Below are 15910 nucleotides of genomic sequence, written 5' to 3' on the forward strand. Positions count from 1 at the left end.
ACCACAACTAAAAAATGAATTAACAATTAAAGCAATCAGAGGAAACTATCATGGCGTATAACGGCTATACCACGTTTACCGCAAAGCAAGACGGTGCAATACTTACCGTCACTTTCGATTTCGGCCCCGTTAATGTTCAGGGCCAAGAAATGCTAGAAGACCTAATGGGTCTTGCTATGCGCCTAGAGCGCGATCGCACCGTCAAGGTTGTAGTATTCCAATCAGCTAATCCGGAAATTTGGGTTTGTCACTATGACACTAACCTTCTAAAAGATATGTCAACCGAAGCGGTAGCTCGCGGCGATGTAAAATTGCTCGACCTTCAAGTGGTCTTAGAGCGTATTAGTAAATTGCCACAGGCCACAATCGCGAAATTAGAAGGGTTTGCCCGAGGTGGTGGTCATGAATTTGCTCTAGCTTGCGATATGCGTTTCGCCGCTCGTGGCAAATACAAGTTTATGCAAATGGAAGTAGGCATGGGAATACTGCCTTGTGGTGGTGGCGCATCTCGGATGGCTCGTCAAACAGGCCTTGGCCGTGCTCTAGAAATAATTTTAAGTGCCCGTGATTTTAGCGCCGATGAAGCCGAAGCTTACGGCACCATTAATAAAGCGCTGGAGCCTGATGAAATAGGCCCATATGTAGATGCCCTTACCAAACGCATTGCGCTGTTTCCCGCAGAATCGATTAATGCCTGCAAACAAGCCGTATATGAATCTATCGATAAACCTATAGATGAAGCGTTACGTGCAGAAGCTTACTGGCTATATCAAGCAACCAGTAAAACCCCTGCCGTTAAACGATTTAACGAAGCAGACATTAAAGGAATGGAATACGATATGGAAAATCAACGCAATTGGAATGATCTCGTTGTTGCCGTACAAGATATTAACTAACACTACTTGAAACATTTTAGTGAACAAAAAATTTAGGAGCACATTATGTTAGGTGAAAACCACTCGTTACAATCTGACTTTCCAGAATACAAAGCCGTTATTGAAAAACTTGTAGAAAGCGACAGTACGTTTGCCAGCGAGACTAAACAATACAACGGGTTAGATGAAGAAATCCGCAAGCTGGAGCTAAAAGGCGGGCCAACCAGCGACGAAACTCTGCATCAAATGAAGCATGACCGCGCAGTACTCAAAGATACGCTGTACAGCAAGTTACAAGCGGCAATGTAAATAATCAGCAGATTCAATAGGTAAAATCATACGCCCCCTGTTGCACGTATTACTAAGTACAACAGGAGGTATGAATCTTCGTTCTACACTAAGCGGCCTTTCCGTAAGCTCGCGTAAAGGTATCGACAATAAACGTGATCCACTGATCTTTTTGAGCCTTTGTAGGCATATCATCTGGGTGAGTTAAATAATAGAGTTGTAACTCACTTCTCACTGAACCAATAAATATCCTTGCTGCTTCTTCACTCGTTAATGACCCGAGCTCAAGATCCCCTGCTTCATTCGCTGAACCCATAATATTTGCGACAACCTTAATGCTCGCTCGCGGGCCAGATTCATAGAAAATCTTACCTAAATTCGGAAAACGCTCTACCTCTGCAATTACCATACGCGCTAATGCTGCCCCTGATTTAGATAGAACAACATTCAAGTACACGTTAGCCACCTCGTGTAACACGTCGCGTAACTGTCCGGGTTTATATCGAATGGTACGCATACTAGTCGAGGTGGAAAAGCATTCGGTCTGTACAACCGCACTGAAAAGGGTTTCTTTGTTGGCAAAATGCGCGTAAACCGTAGACTTAGATACTCCCGCTTCTCGCTGAATCATGTCAGTGGTAGCATTAGAAAATCCATGGGCTAAAAATACCTTTCTTGCCGCTTGTAAAACCGTGAGGGCCTTTGCCCCTAGTGTCTTACCAAGCGCTTGTGCTACGTTTTCTTGTTCATTTGCTATCGTCATTGTGCACTACCCAACCCTAAACGTTATTGACAAATCTTCAATTCAACTTTATAGTGCCGAACTGAGCGGTACAGTTCAATATTATTCTCTTCCCAAGAATTTATCTGAGAATTAATAACACTAGGTTTAAAAGACCACGAATTACCTGAAAATCGATTCACTATTAACTAGTGAGTCGATTTTCTTACGACCTCAAACTGTACCGATAAGTTCGGTTCGATTTTATGATTTGTAATAACCAAGAGATTCTATTGTTATGCGCACCCACTACTTCAAAACAGCCCCTAGGATTAAAAGTCTGACTCTTTCTGTAGGCATTGCGCTTCTTGCTGGTTGCACAGTAGGTCCAAACTTTACTATTCCTGAAGAAGCTTATTCAATAACGGATATAGAGAATAATAGAGACTACGTTCAGCAATATAATGTCTCTAATACCATGATTTCCTCTTCATGGTGGTCGCAATTTAATGACCCTATTCTGACTGAACTTGTCGAGCGAGCTGAACACGCCAATCTGGATTTACAACTTACCGCGAGTCGCATTGAGCAAAGCCGAGCACGCTTAGGAATAACCAAGGCCAATAAACTCCCCCAAGTATCTTTTTTTGGTGATTACACCCGTGAAGATATTAGTGACAATAGTAAATTTGCAGCGCTTGGCGCTAAAGACAGTGGAAACAACTACTGGCAAACAGGCTTCGATGCAAGCTGGGAAATCGACTTGTGGGGTCATATCAAGCGTGCCGAAGAAGGTGCTATGGCTGAGTTAGAGGCAACACTTCTAGACCGAGAAGCCTTTAAGGTTAGCTTGATGGCCGAAGTTGCCCACCAATATCTACAACTTAGAGGTACGCAAAGCCAATTACAGATCGTGCAACACAATAAAGCTATTGCAGCGCATAAACTAATACTGGTTGGTAACCAAGCTAACAATGGTTTTGCTACGCGCTATGATATGTCGATGGCAGAGGCTCAGCTAGCCACGGTGGAAGCGCAAATGAACAGTATTGCTATCTTGCTTGGCGAATCGCCGCACGCACTCGATGCACTGCTTATTATGCCATGCCCCAACCTTCGCTACCTAATACCATTCCCATTGGCATACCCAGTGAGTTAGCGCAACAACGCCCTGATGTGCTCTCTGCCCAAGCTAAGCTTCATAAGGCCACTGCTGATATTGGGGTAGCACAAGCTAACTTCTATCCGCGCATTACCTTAGTTGGCCGCACGGGGTTCGAGTCATTTGAAAGTGGCGACTTAGCCACATGGGATGCCAGTTTTTTAGTGTGGGCCCTGCCATTTACTTGCCTATTTTTCAGGGTGGGAAGCTCGAACAACGCTTAAAGCTAACTGAGGAAGCGCAAAAAAGTGCGGCTATCGCCTACCGAAAAACCGTATTAAATGCGTGGCACGAAGTAGACAATGCCCTCGATGGATTAGCGTCAATGCGAAGCCATCATGACGCCCTTGAAAAAGCCTATCATGGCTATCAACAGGCGCTTCACTTTGCAGAACGCCGTTTTGAACAAGGTGCGGGAAACTATCTTGATGTACTAACCGCACAGCGCAATTTACTCGATAGCCAACTTGCACTTAGTGAAAGTGTGACCAGCACAAGCTTAAGCTTGGTGTCTTTATATAAATCGTTGGGCGGTGGCTGGAACGCAGTAGAGGTGAGCGATGAGTAAACCAGCTTTACCACCCACCAAAATTCTCGCAGCGTTACTGGGTATATTTATCAGTGCGATGATGGCTGGTCTTAACAACAGAGTTGGCACCTTGGGGCTAGTGGATGTGCGTGGCGCGCTCGGCTTTGGTGTAGATGGTAGCTCATGGATAACTACCAGCTATTTAGCCGGGGAAATACTCATTACCCCCTTTGCGACATGGTTTGCCATTACCTTTTCGGTTCGTCGTTTTCACACCTACATGGTGTTAATTATCGCATCGATTGCGCTTACCTTGCCCTTCGTCAATGACTTATCACTGGTTATCGCGCTCAGGTTCGTTCAAGGCGTAGCCAGTGGGGCTCTTGTTCCACTATTGATGATGATGGCGTTAAAAGCATTGCCGCTGCATATACGTTTGCATGGGCTAGCGCTATACGCCATGACAGCGACATTTTCGCCTAATATTGCTATTTGGTTAACCGGACAATGGACTGATGAGGTAAACAATTGGCGCCTTATATATTGGCAAGTTATCCCGCTGTGTTTTGTGGCTATTGCGTTGGTACGTTGGGGGGCTCCGAAGGAAGCTACCAAGTATGGGCGATTTAAAGAAGGGAATTGGCTAGGCATGGGCTTAGGTGTAATTGGCATGGCGCTGCTAACTATCGCTCTTACACAAGGGGAACGTTTAGACTGGTTCAATTCCACCTTAATCACCCTAGCATTAATAAATGGGGGCGCATTGCTCACTCTTTATCTTATTACCGAGTGGTACCACCCTACTCCTTTTATAAGTTTGCGACTACTCGGACGCAGAAATTTAGGATTAGGATCGCTCATCTTTACCCTATTATTAATTGTGTTCATGTCAGCGACGGTACTACCCATGAACTTTTTAACTGCAGTACAAGATTATCGAGTACTCCAATCGTCTCAACTTGCACTGATCATCGCCCTGCCTCAGCTAGTGTTGGGTTCTGTGGTAGCCATACTGCTATATAAAAAGTGGGTTGATGCGCGTGTTGTGTTCGCAATAGGTTTATTAACTATTGGTATCGCGTGTTTCATAGGTGCCGGTATTACCAGCAGCTGGAACCGTGATCAATTTTTAGTAACGCAAATTTTGCAAGCCATTGGGCAACCTATGGCGGTGGTGTCTATGCTGTTTCTGATGACAAGCGTGGTTCAACCACACGAAGGCCCTTACTTCTCAGGTATTATCAATACGTTGCGGGTATTAGGAACATTGTTAGGCGGCGCATTAGTAGGCCACCTTTTGACGCAGCGCGGCAGTTTGCATACAGATACGCTTATCGGGCACGCGTCAACATCAAGTTCATATTTACCCATACTGAACCCTGCAGAGTTGTCACACATTTTCGCTCAGCAATCGCTTACGCTATCAATAGCCGATATTTACCGTCTATTTGGTGTGCTTGCATGCCTGCTGATCCCCATAGTGCTCAGTATGACTCACGTGCCAGCGCCCAGCTCACCTGTAACCAATTAATCATTTTTAGCAAGGATAACAAATTATGGCATTACCCCGCCCTATCAAATTGACTATCGCTAGCGTACTTGTCGTCTTAGCAGTAGGCACTGTAGTTTATTTAAATGAACCAGAATCTAACAGCACCTTCCAAACCACAAACGACGCTTATATAGAAGCCGACTTCAGTTCGGTGGGTGCAAAGTTATCAGGGACGGTTAAAGCCGTTTTAGTCGAGGAAAATCAGCAGGTCAAACAAGGTGACCTAATGGTTTTAATTGAAGATGATGATGTTAAGCTAGCCGTTGCCGCTAGCAAAGCGAAAGCCCATAGTGCTAATGCGAACCTCGCGAGTATTAAAGCGAAATTATCTCAACAACACACAAAGATTGAACAAGCAGAGGCAACATATGAAGCGAGTAAAGCCGCGCTGGCCTTAGCAAAAGCGAATCAAACTCGTTTCAGCAACCTCGCTCAAGATGGTTCAGGTAGTAAGCAAGCACTACAACAAGCGGATGCTCAACTTACTATTGCTCAGGCTAACGTAGCGAAAAGTAAAGCAGAATTAACCTTTACACAGCAGCAAACCCAGGTACTTGAAGCAAGTTTGGACGCGGCCCGAGCAGCGCTTGAACTCGCCGAAGCAGATCTTGACACTCAAACGCTTAAACTGTCCTACACAAAGGTTTATGCCCCTATAGACGGTATCATTGGGAAGAAACTAGCGCGGGTTGGTGAGTTCATAAATACAGGGGAACCTTTGATGGTAGTCGTCCCTAGTAATACTTTATATATCACGGCAAACTACCGAGAAACGCAATTGGCACATATTAAAGCGGGCCAAACTGTAAACGTTGAAGTCGATGCCTTACCGGGTATCACCCTAAAGGGTAAGGTAGCCAGTTTAGGACCAGCAAGTAATGTCAGTTACTCTGCAGTTGCCCCACACAATGCGACAGGGAATTTCACAAAGATTGTTCAGCGCCTCCCCATACGCATTGGTTTAGACGGGGCACAAGAACATATTGAAGATTTACGGGTGGGCATGTCGGTAGTGCCAACCATAGAAACTAGCGTTGGCAAATAACGAGAGTTTTACTATTTCATAGTCACTTTTCCGCCAATTATTTTATAAGCAGGAGCGCCCCGCACGAGAGTTTCTCGAGCAAAGGGCTGCTCACAGCCCGGGCATTGGCAAGGTGTGGTGGTATAGTTTTCAACAATACGCTCCTTAAAACACTTTACTAATGCTCCTTTACCACCTTTACGGTATTTAAAAATTGGGGTTTTACATTTCGCGCAGGCTATTTGCACTGTTCGAACTGGCCCCTTTTTGTTTGGTTTAGCCATATCTGCCCATTTTATGAATCAACTCGTTCCTGGCGATGCTAAATTTAAACAACTGTGGCAACAACAATTATCCTTTCCACATGCGCTAATTATTGATAATACACCAATCCATAAACTTCTTGGACACACGCTTAGCTTGTCATTAATGGAAGTTCCCGAAAACTTCACCTATTATGGTATTAAGGCTCATATCTCCATAATAACACTCAGGTAATTATGTGAGGTATTCGGTTTTAGGTATTTATTCTGGGTATGCCGTAGTGGAAGTCTGCATCTTTGTTTATTTTTTAAAGGTAAAAGGTAAAAGTAGGCACATTAACGTTCAGTATGGAGGATTTAACATTTTGCATAAACTTTCACTGCTAATATACTGAACTTATACTATTCTAAGTTCGAAGAATTAATACGTAATTATCGCGCCTAGCAGGATACAAGCTGGATTCGACGACACAGACGCAACGGCGCTATCGACTAACGCCTTACGATAGAGCAATCGCCCCCCTGCAATAGCAGTATCTTTAGATTTAGTATTTTAAGGAATAATGAAAATGAAAGCGAAAGCGGTCCTATTACTTAGTTTAATGTGTGCACTTCCTGTAAGTGCAGCAAACGTAATTATCGTTAGTGCAAAAAATAATTCGGGTATTGACGCCGATGCGGTGAAAAGAATCTACCTTGGCAAAATGAAAGCATTTCCTGACGGTAGCAAAGCACTTCCTTTGACATTTGAGCAAGGTAATGATGTTCGTGGTGCCTTCAACACGGGCGTATTAGGAAAGTCAGAAAGCCAATATTCTGCATTTTGGTCTAAATTAGTTTTTACTGGCCAAGGAACGCCTCCTGAAGAGGTATCTACACAAGAAGAAATGCTGCAACTTGTTGCTGATAACCCAAACACTATTGGCTTTGTGGATGAAAGTTTAGCGAATGACACTGTCACCGTAGTTGGTAGCTTCTAACTAGATAAAATTTTGCAACAAGAGCGCTTTTAATCATATTGAAAGCGCTTTTTTATTTGCCATTAAGTATCAAGTAAACCCTACGCCCCACAGCAAAATTCACCTATTCCTCTCGCGTTTACTGCCCCCTTTTTTTCTTCGGGCTAGCGCAAGATTCTCTTTGCGTTACTGAACAAGAAATCATAATTTTTTGTGAATGCCTGTCTTTATCTTCTATCAATTCAAGAAGAAGCTGGGCAGCTTCCTTTCCGATAATGTAAGGCTCTTGCTTTACTACCGCAACCGGTACTTTAAAAAACTCCGTCATGGGAATATCATCAAAACCTAACAAAGAAACATCGTCAGGCACACTTACCCCTTCTTGGTTTAAGTGCGCTAAAAGTTCGGTAGTAATAGCGAGATGCTGAGTAAAAAACGCCGTAGGCGCAGCATCTGATTGAAGAATTGCCTTTGGCGAGTGTTCAAACCCTGTTTCTCGTTGCCAGTACTGCACTAACGCTTCATTGTATTGAATACCATGCTTTTCGAGTGCATCGGTGTAACCTAAATAACGCTCATTCCTCGATTTAACGTTCTGGTATTCCTGCGTCACAAAGCAAATTCGTTCATGCCCTAATTTGATTAAATAGTCTGTCGCATCAAAAGCGGCTTTGCGGTAATCAGATAAAACAAGGTTCTTCTCGCTGCCGTCATGTTCTAATTGCACGTGTACTATAGGCAAGCCCTTATGAATATACTCTTCAATAAGGCCATTGTTTTTACCTGATGAGGCGATAATTATTCCGTCTACTTGCAACTGAAATAACGCCTCTAACGATTTGGCTTCTACCTCGGGATCAAAATCCGTGTTGTAGATGAGTGCGTTATAATTCTCTTTTTTACAGAAGTCGTCCACACCGCGAATGGTTCGGCTGGTATCAAAACCGGTAATATCCCGAACAATCACCCCTATTGTCTTGGTCTTGGTAGTTTTTAAGCCTTGAGCAAAGCGGTTAGGCGTATAATTTAATTCTTTAATAGCCGCCCGAACTCGAAGTTCGGTCTCCTTCGACATATAGTCGAAACGCCCATTAATGTACTGAGATACCGTACTGTTCGACACTTTGGCTAAGCGCGCCACATCCGCCAATTTCACTTTTTGCATAGCTTCTGCGAAAAACCTGTAGCTTATCGCACCATTGTTAACAACTTGTTGACATTATGCATTTGTATGCTAGCTTTAGTCAACTAAAACGTTTTACTAAAACGTTTTATGTCCTCATCCAAAGCAGAGGGAAGACTGGTGAAGATTGAAGAAATTAAGGTATTTGTATGCAGCCCGGGACGTAATTTCGTTACCGTGAAAGTTATTACAGATAGCGGAATTTACGGTATAGGCGATGCAACGTTAAATGGCAGAGAAATGGCGGTGGTCACCTGCATTGAAGAGCATATTGCACCGTGTTTAATTGGCCGAGATGCACATGACATAGAGGATATTTGGCAATATCTTTATAAAGGCGTTTATTGGCGTAAAGGCCCTATAAATATGGCCGCCATTGCGGCAATTGATATGGCACTGTGGGACATAAAAGGCAAAGCCGCTAATATGCCCGTTTATCAATTACTGGGTGGGAAAAGCCGTACGGCAGTTACCTTGTATGCACACGCTAGTGGCGACACTATTGAAGACACTATTGATAAAGCGCAAGCGCATATTGACGCAGGGTTCAAGGCCGTACGTTTGCAAGCCGCAGTCCCTGGATTAGGGGTGACCTACGGCGTACTTGGTGATAAGAAAGATTACTTTGAATTACAAGGCAACCGCCCGCTTCCCCCAGAAGAACCTTGGTCTACACTAAAATACTTTACTATGGTGGAAGACCTTTTCAAGCAAGCTCGTGCTCGCTTGGGCAACGATGTTCATTTACTTCACGATGTGCATAGCCGACTAACGCCTATTGAATCTGCGCGACTGGGTAAACTATTAGAACCTTATAACCTGCTATTTCTTGAAGACGCTTCAGTGGCTGAAAACCAAGAAAATTATAAGGTGATTAGGCATCACACCACTACCCCACTGGCCATTGGTGAAACCTACAACACCATCTGGGAATGCAAAAACCTGATTCAAGATCAGCTTATTGATTATATACGTGCAGCTGCTACCCATGCTGGCGGTATAACCGGCCTGCGTCGTATTGCCGACTTTGCCAATATCTATAACGTGAAAACTGCGCCTCACGGGGCACCAGATTTATCTCCAATATGCTTTGCTGCACATATGCATCTGAATATTTGGGCGCCTAACTTTGGCATTCAGGAATTTGTTGGGTTTGGCAACGAACAACTTAACGAAATATTCCCCCATCGCTATGAAGTTAAAGACGGTACGGTTGCCATTTTAGACGCACCCGGTTTGGGCGTAGATTTTGATGAATCTGCGGCGCAAAAATACCCTTATAAACGCTCTTATTTACCCGTGAGCCGTTTAGAAGACGGTACGGTATGGAACTGGTAATGAGATATTGCGCTGCAACAACAGATACGACAAAGGAAAGAACATGAGTAACCCTATTAAGGTATTAATTCAAGGTACTGGATTTGCGGGCCAAGGACATGCAGAAGCGTTTAGGTATGCAGGTGCAGAGGTAGTTGGCATAGTGGGGAGAACCCCTAGTGTAGTGGAAAATGTAGCGAAAGAGCTTTCAATTCCTTATTTCAGCACTGACTGGCAACAAGCACTTAAAGACTGCAAGCCAGACATAGTCTCTATTGCCACCCCCGGCGGCGCCCACGAAACGCCCATTATTCAAGCTATTGAATTTGGCTGCCATGTATTCAGTGACAAACCGCTTTCTACCACTGGTGATTCGGCTAAAAAACTTTATGAATTAGCGAAGGAGAAAGGGGTTAAAACCGCCTTTGCTTCAAGCTTTCGCTATATGCCACACGTCATTCATGCCAAACGTTTAGTGGAGCAAGGAATGATTGGTGAGCCACTAGAAGTTGAGTGCATTTCTCATTTCAATTTAGAGCGTGATATTCCCTTTGGCTGGTCTCATCGCAAAGAAGACGGCGGCGGGCGCTTGAATAACAACTTTACCCATAAGCTTTCAATTGTAACCTCTATTGTGGGCGAAGAAATTTTATCCATTATGGGTGAAGTTCGAGATGATTTGGGTAAAGCCCCTATTGTTGAAGGGGTACATAACTTCAAGAAGCGCCGCGACTTTATACCTAGCGACCTTAACGATCCTACCCTTAAATGGGGCGACTCTAATGTAGAGTGGTCGTACACCGTACTTGCGCAGTTAAAAAGTGAACTTGCAGCAAAACCTGTCTCGGTGTTGTTCAAACATGGCGGTTTACAACCACGTTTTAACGAAGACCATATTGTTGTTTACGGTAGCAAAGGTGCTATCTACATTAAAGGTCATTATGCCAGCGGCCCCCTTTATTACTGTGACGAAAATAAACAATGGACTGAGTTGCCACTATCGCAAGACATCATAGACAATACGCCCGAAGGCGAAGGCGATACCGAACGCAATTGGCGCTATTTAATTCGCGAATTAGTGAACGATGTGAAAGGTGAAAATGTTACGCCTTATCAAACCTTTAAAGAAGGTGCGCAATACCAGCAACTCATCGATCTTATTCGTCGAAACGATAATTGGATAGACGTTAGCCAACTGTAATAAAAGGGTGTCCCATGGTGTATGAATATCTGGTTATTGCAGGGTACTTCTGCCTGATCCTCGGGATCGGTTTTGCATTTAAATCGATGGCGAAAAACTCCACCAGCGATTACTTTCGTGGTGGCGGTAGAATGTTATGGTGGATGGTAGGCTCAACGGCTTTTATGGCACAGTTTTCTGCCTGGACCTTTACGGGCGCAGCAGGGAAAGCCTTTAGTGATGGCTTTGCTATAAGCCTAGTATTCTTCGCTAATACCTTTGCTTATTTCTGTGGCTGGCTCTATTTTTCGGCGCGCTTTAGGCAAATGCGTGTGGACACCCCTACTGAAGGTATTAAACGTCGCTTCGGAAGCCAGAATGAGCAATTCTTCTCATGGGCACTGATTGTATTAAGTATGATAAACGCTGGCGTGTGGTTAAACGCGCTTGGTGTTTTCTCTAGCGCCGTATTTGATACTGATATTAGTATTACCATTATTGCCACCGGTCTTACCGTGCTGTTTGTATCGGTATTGTCTGGTGCATGGGGCGTGGTAGCGTCTGATTTTGTACAAACCCTCATTGTGGCAATTATCTCAATAGCCTGCGCCATTGTAGCCCTCGTAAAAGTAGGTGGGCCTGTTGCACTGGTAACCGATTTCCCCGTCGATTTTGTGATGGGCCCCGACATGAACTACGGCCTATTGCTTGTTGGTACCTTTGTTTTCTTTTTGGCAAAGCAACTCATCACCATCATGAACCTAAACGACTCGTTTCGGTTTTTAAACGCAAAAGACACCATAAACGCACGTAAAGCGGCATTGCTGGCCATGGTCTTAATGGGTGTGGGCAGTATTGTATGGTTCATCCCCCCTTGGGCATCGGCCATTCTTTATCCTGATGCAGCTACCGCCTATCCAGAGCTGGGTAACAAAGCGGGCGATGCGGTGTACCTTGTGTTTACCCGAAATGCCATGCCGCTGGGTACCGTAGGTTTATTACTCGCTGGTCTATTTGCTGCCTCGATGTCATCTATGGACTCAGCGCTTAACAAAAATGCGGGAATTTTTGTTCGAAGCTTATACCAGCCGTTATTACTGAAAAAACAGAAACAAGTATCAGACAAGCACCTGTTGAACGTTAGCCGTTTGGTCAGCTTTATTAGTGGTATCTTAGTCATTGCTGTTGCACTGTTCTTCAAATCATTAAAAGAGCTGAGTTTATTTGAGCTAATGATGAACGTGTCTACCATGATTCAAGTTCCCCTGCTTATTCCCTTAATATTTGGCTTGTTTATCAAAAGAACGCCCCAGTGGGCACCGTGGGTTACTGTGGCTATAGGCCTGACGGTTTCCTGGTTAATGATGAATGTATTCACTCCTGAGCTTTTTGCTAGCTGGATTGGGCTAGAACAAGCGCTTACTCGTCGTGAGTCAATCGATCTTAATCTAATGCTTATTATTGTTGCTCAACTGGTGATTACCGCCGGCTTCTTCTGTGCAACCTCCTTATTTTATAACCCCGAAAAAGACACGCATAAAGCAGAGACCGAGCGCTTTTTTAAAGATGTAGAAACACCGGTGATAGCCGATTTTGAGCAAGATGACTACGACCGCCAACAACGCAATAAACTGGGGGTGATGGTTATTATTATGAGCGCAGGCATGCTCGTTATGATGCTTATTCCCAACCCATTGTGGGGACGGCTTATGTTTTTAGGTTGTGCTGTCATTATGCTAGCCATAGGTTTACTGCTTAAACACAGTGCCAAAAAAGCGCCTACTACTGCCACTTCATCGTTGAGTAAAAAACCATGCTTAGAATGACGCTATTTGCCGCATTAAGAAACCAACTTTTCGTGTGTTCATCAAATCTACAAACATTAGCGCAATGGTTAGGTGTGACGTTGGTTTCACTACTGCTTTTAGGTTGTTCAATGAGTCATCAAAGTGGCAAGGTAAGCTTAACTGAGGGAATGGATGAGTCGGCTGGGCCTGTACCTGCCTATATTATTTCAACCCCGTCGGCGACTTACTATCTTGAAAAGCACGGTGGCGGGCTATCGAGTATGCTCGATAAAGACGGGGTAGACTGGATTGGTTTTAACAACATCAAAGGCTCTGGCCACAAAGGGGAATACCATGGCTTTCCAAATGCCATTCATAAGCAAGATGGTAGTTATTTTCATGCTATGAATGCTGGTACCGACAAGGCCAATGGTGAAGTGCTTATCGAGCATCAGAACCATGTTCGTATAGCATTTACTTCAGCAAACGGAAAGTGGGTAGGCCAATGGGATTTCTACCCTACCCACTGTGATTTCACAATGACAACAGTAAGCCCCGGTTATCATTATTGGGTGCAATATGAAGGGGTGCCTGGCGGTACTATGGATGACACCGATTTCTGGTTTAATTCTGCTACTGACATACGCCACCCAATAAATGATTCACACAAAGGCGATTTGCCCAGCCCTGAATGGTATGCCTTTGGCGATGAATCATCTCCCCGAATGATTTTCTTGCTAAATCATGATGATGATACCCATCCCGATAATTACGTAAGCCGTCCTCACATGACCGTACTCGGATTTGGTCGCCAAGAAAAAAACAAGTTTTTGAATACACCTAAAACGTTCTCAATAGGTTTTATAGAATCGGTTGAGTATGACAAAGTGTCAAAAGACGTAGCTACTATATTGAACTGAGTGAGAGAGTGAGTGAATGAATAAGAAATGGTTCAAGTCCATCGATAACACATTGTGACCTTGCACATAAGTGTCTGGAGGCAGCTTAAGGTATAAATACGAGCGCTGGAATTAATCTTCCTTAGTGGAAAAGTGAGCTATTATAAATACATCTCCCACGGCCTTTAGTTACTAAAAGAGCTCACAATTCCAAATTTTTCGTTAACCATAGATAAAGACGCGTTTAACCAAATACGTCGCCGTAGACTCATGCAAATTTGTGGCGTGTCTGCCCTCGGACTGGTGGCGTCGCTTTCTGTGGCTCGAAATATTACCTTTATTATTATTGCCGCCGGCCTTACCTGCTTAATTGCTGCGTTTGTATTCGCTTATAAACATAAACTACTTGCCTCAGCTTCTACCCTGTTGGTGTCACTATCTACTATGTTGTTCGCGCTAGCGGCAACCGGTGCAGGGTTATTCGACCTAGCTATTTTGGGTTATCCCACCCTGATAATCTTCGCTGCTATTTTAGGCGGTGTGGGCTTGTTTTTAACGCTACTTTCTTTCGTGACTTTGCAGTGTGTTCTGATTGTCGGGTTGTCGCTACAAGGTGTTATTACCCCCCATATTCCTTCCACAAGCTGGGAGCATTTAATTTTCACACTAGTGATATTTATCGTCACCGGTTTTAGTGTTTACATTTTAGTTCGTGATATCAAAGATTTGATGACATCGCTTCAGGGCGAAAATATAAAAGTGGCGCAAAGTCGCACGCAGATTCAGCATTTAGCGCACCACGATAGCCTAACAAACTTACCTAACCGACTTTACGGTGAAACCCTATTTAACTTATCGCTAAGCGAGTGTGAAGAAAATGGGCTGTCATTAGCAATTCTGTTTATTGATTTAGATAATTTCAAGCCTATTAACGATGCCTTAGGCCATGCAGCGGGCGACCAATTACTTAAACTACTTACCCAACAGATAACCGAGATACTGTTACCTAAACAATATCTCATCCGCTTCGGTGGCGATGAATTTTTAGTTATTGCCCCTATCAATCCTCAAAGCAATGAGTTGACGTCCCTCGCTAATTCTCTGATTGGCCAATGCGCGTCTGTTTTTGATATATTTCAAAATCAAGTCACGGTTTCAGCCTCTTTAGGTACAGCAAGCGCGCCAAAAGATGGCACTGATTTTAAGCAGTTGTGCCGCAAAGCCGATATCGCCATGTACAAAGCGAAACAGGATGGTCGCAATACCTACCACCATTATGATGAGAGCTTAGACAAAGCCAGCGAAAACAAGTTTAAGATGCTTCAACTTCTGCGTCCTGCGCTAAGCGAACAACAATTTGAGCTTCACTACCAGCCTATCGTAGATTTAAAGAGTGGCAACATTAACACCTTAGAAGCGCTATTACGTTGGCCTCAACCTGATGGCAGTATGATCCCACCAGACTTATTCATCCCCTTGGCGGAAAATAGCGGCTTAATTAATCAACTAGGTAGCTGGGTAGTACGCCAAGCCACCCAATTTTGTGCCCAATTGCGCCAGCAGGGACATTCTGACATACGTATTGCGGTGAATTTATCGGTGATGCAATTTAAAGACGGCCAGCTTCAACGCACCATAGAAAGCGCATTGTACGAAGCGGGCTTACCTCCAGAAGCGCTAGAACTAGAGTTAACCGAATCGTTGTTGATTGATGAAACCGAGCAAATACAAAAGCAACTTGCTTCACTAAGTAAGCTTGGTATCACCATTGCCATCGACGACTTTGGTACTGGTTATTCAAACTTAGGTTATCTTCGAAACTTTAACGCCTCAAAGCTTAAAGTAGATAGATCTTTTATTAGCCCGTTGTGTTTCTCTGAGCACGATGAGTCTCTGGTAGGTGCAATTATCAATATGGCAGCCAGTTTAGGCTTAAAGACGGTTGCGGAAGGGATTGAAGATGAAGAAACCTTGCAAAAGCTACTGTCACTTGGCTGCGACATTGGCCAAGGCTATTTATGGTCTAAACCATTGCCCGAAAACGCGTTAATAGAATATCTTTTGAACCATAACACTTAGTATTTAACACGGCGGTTTTTATACACCCGCCGTTAACCGACTTATGTTATCTCATCTGTGTTTTCAGCCAGTCATTGAAAGCGCAACACGCG

Annotated in this window: 16 protein-coding genes; 13 read left to right on the forward strand and 3 right to left on the reverse strand. The window is 44.0% G+C overall.

Annotated elements, in window-relative coordinates:
• Positions 1-50: 50 nt before the first annotated feature.
• Positions 51-896 (forward strand): enoyl-CoA hydratase/isomerase family protein, encoded by an 846-nt coding sequence (locus tag J5X92_RS12290; RefSeq protein ID WP_208805866.1) that lies wholly within the window; start codon positions 51-53, stop codon positions 894-896.
• Between the two features lie 45 nt (positions 897-941).
• On the forward strand, positions 942-1184 hold the full coding sequence (locus tag J5X92_RS12295; RefSeq protein WP_126873025.1) for a YdcH family protein: 243 nt from the start codon (positions 942-944) through the stop codon (positions 1182-1184).
• Between the two features lie 88 nt (positions 1185-1272).
• On the opposite strand, the gene J5X92_RS12300 is transcribed toward J5X92_RS12295, so the two are convergent.
• On the reverse strand, positions 1273-1926 hold the full coding sequence (locus J5X92_RS12300) for a TetR/AcrR family transcriptional regulator (RefSeq protein WP_126873024.1): 654 nt from the start codon (positions 1924-1926) through the stop codon (positions 1273-1275).
• Positions 1927-2182: 256 nt separating this feature from the next.
• Between J5X92_RS12300 and J5X92_RS21060 the strand changes: the two genes are divergently transcribed.
• From J5X92_RS21060 to J5X92_RS12315, 5 genes are read left to right on the forward strand one after another with little or no spacing between them, the layout of a single operon-like run.
• On the forward strand, positions 2183-3043 hold the full coding sequence (locus tag J5X92_RS21060) for a TolC family protein (protein WP_244360705.1): 861 nt from the start codon (positions 2183-2185) through the stop codon (positions 3041-3043).
• Positions 2989-3270, forward strand: a complete 282-nt coding sequence (locus J5X92_RS21300) for a TolC family protein (RefSeq protein ID WP_250636034.1) — start codon at positions 2989-2991, stop codon at positions 3268-3270. Before J5X92_RS21060 ends, J5X92_RS21300 begins: the two co-directional genes overlap by 55 nt.
• Positions 3231-3614, forward strand: a complete 384-nt coding sequence (locus J5X92_RS21305) for a TolC family protein (protein WP_250636033.1) — start codon at positions 3231-3233, stop codon at positions 3612-3614. Before J5X92_RS21300 ends, J5X92_RS21305 begins: the two co-directional genes overlap by 40 nt.
• Entirely contained in the window at positions 3607-5106 is a 1500-nt protein-coding gene (locus J5X92_RS12310) for an MFS transporter (protein ID WP_013783615.1), read from the forward strand. The genes J5X92_RS21305 and J5X92_RS12310 overlap by 8 nt, the downstream gene beginning before the upstream one ends.
• Before the next feature lie 25 nt (positions 5107-5131).
• Positions 5132-6172 (forward strand): HlyD family secretion protein, encoded by a 1041-nt coding sequence (locus J5X92_RS12315; protein WP_013783614.1) that lies wholly within the window; start codon positions 5132-5134, stop codon positions 6170-6172.
• An 11-nt stretch (positions 6173-6183) separates the two neighbouring features.
• Here the strand turns inward: J5X92_RS12315 and J5X92_RS21070 are convergent, their stop codons facing one another.
• Entirely contained in the window at positions 6184-6435 is a 252-nt protein-coding gene (locus J5X92_RS21070; RefSeq protein ID WP_013783613.1) for a hypothetical protein, read from the reverse strand.
• 581 nt (positions 6436-7016) lie between these two features.
• Here J5X92_RS21070 and J5X92_RS12320 point away from each other — a divergent pair.
• Positions 7017-7394, forward strand: coding sequence for a phosphate ABC transporter substrate-binding protein (locus J5X92_RS12320; RefSeq protein ID WP_208805884.1), 378 nt, complete (start codon positions 7017-7019; stop codon positions 7392-7394).
• Positions 7395-7512: 118 nt separating this feature from the next.
• On the opposite strand, the gene J5X92_RS12325 is transcribed toward J5X92_RS12320, so the two are convergent.
• On the reverse strand, positions 7513-8538 hold the full coding sequence (locus J5X92_RS12325; protein WP_208805867.1) for a LacI family DNA-binding transcriptional regulator: 1026 nt from the start codon (positions 8536-8538) through the stop codon (positions 7513-7515).
• A gap of 138 nt (positions 8539-8676) precedes the next feature.
• On the opposite strand from J5X92_RS12325, the gene manD reads away from it, so the two are divergent.
• The 5 genes from manD (at position 8677) to J5X92_RS12350 (ending at position 15818) form a co-directional block, all read left to right on the forward strand.
• Positions 8677-9894 carry a D-mannonate dehydratase ManD gene (gene manD, locus J5X92_RS12330; protein WP_208805868.1) on the forward strand — a complete coding sequence of 406 codons (1218 nt, stop codon included), beginning with the start codon at positions 8677-8679 and terminating at the stop codon, positions 9892-9894.
• A gap of 43 nt (positions 9895-9937) precedes the next feature.
• Positions 9938-11074: a Gfo/Idh/MocA family oxidoreductase gene (locus tag J5X92_RS12335; protein WP_208805869.1), complete on the forward strand. Its 1137-nt coding sequence runs from the start codon at positions 9938-9940 to the stop codon at positions 11072-11074.
• Between the two features lie 14 nt (positions 11075-11088).
• Complete coding sequence (locus J5X92_RS12340) at positions 11089-12879, forward strand: transporter (protein ID WP_208805870.1); 1791 nt, start codon at positions 11089-11091, stop codon at positions 12877-12879.
• Positions 12876-13760, forward strand: a complete 885-nt coding sequence (locus J5X92_RS12345; RefSeq protein ID WP_208805885.1) for a hypothetical protein — start codon at positions 12876-12878, stop codon at positions 13758-13760. Before J5X92_RS12340 ends, J5X92_RS12345 begins: the two co-directional genes overlap by 4 nt.
• A 249-nt stretch (positions 13761-14009) precedes the next feature.
• Entirely contained in the window at positions 14010-15818 is a 1809-nt protein-coding gene (locus J5X92_RS12350; RefSeq protein WP_244360711.1) for an EAL domain-containing protein, read from the forward strand.
• Positions 15819-15910 lie beyond the last annotated feature (92 nt).

The sequence above is a fragment of the Alteromonas sp. K632G genome (assembly GCF_017653625.1).
Taxonomy (GTDB): Bacteria; Pseudomonadota; Gammaproteobacteria; order Enterobacterales; family Alteromonadaceae; genus Alteromonas; species Alteromonas naphthalenivorans.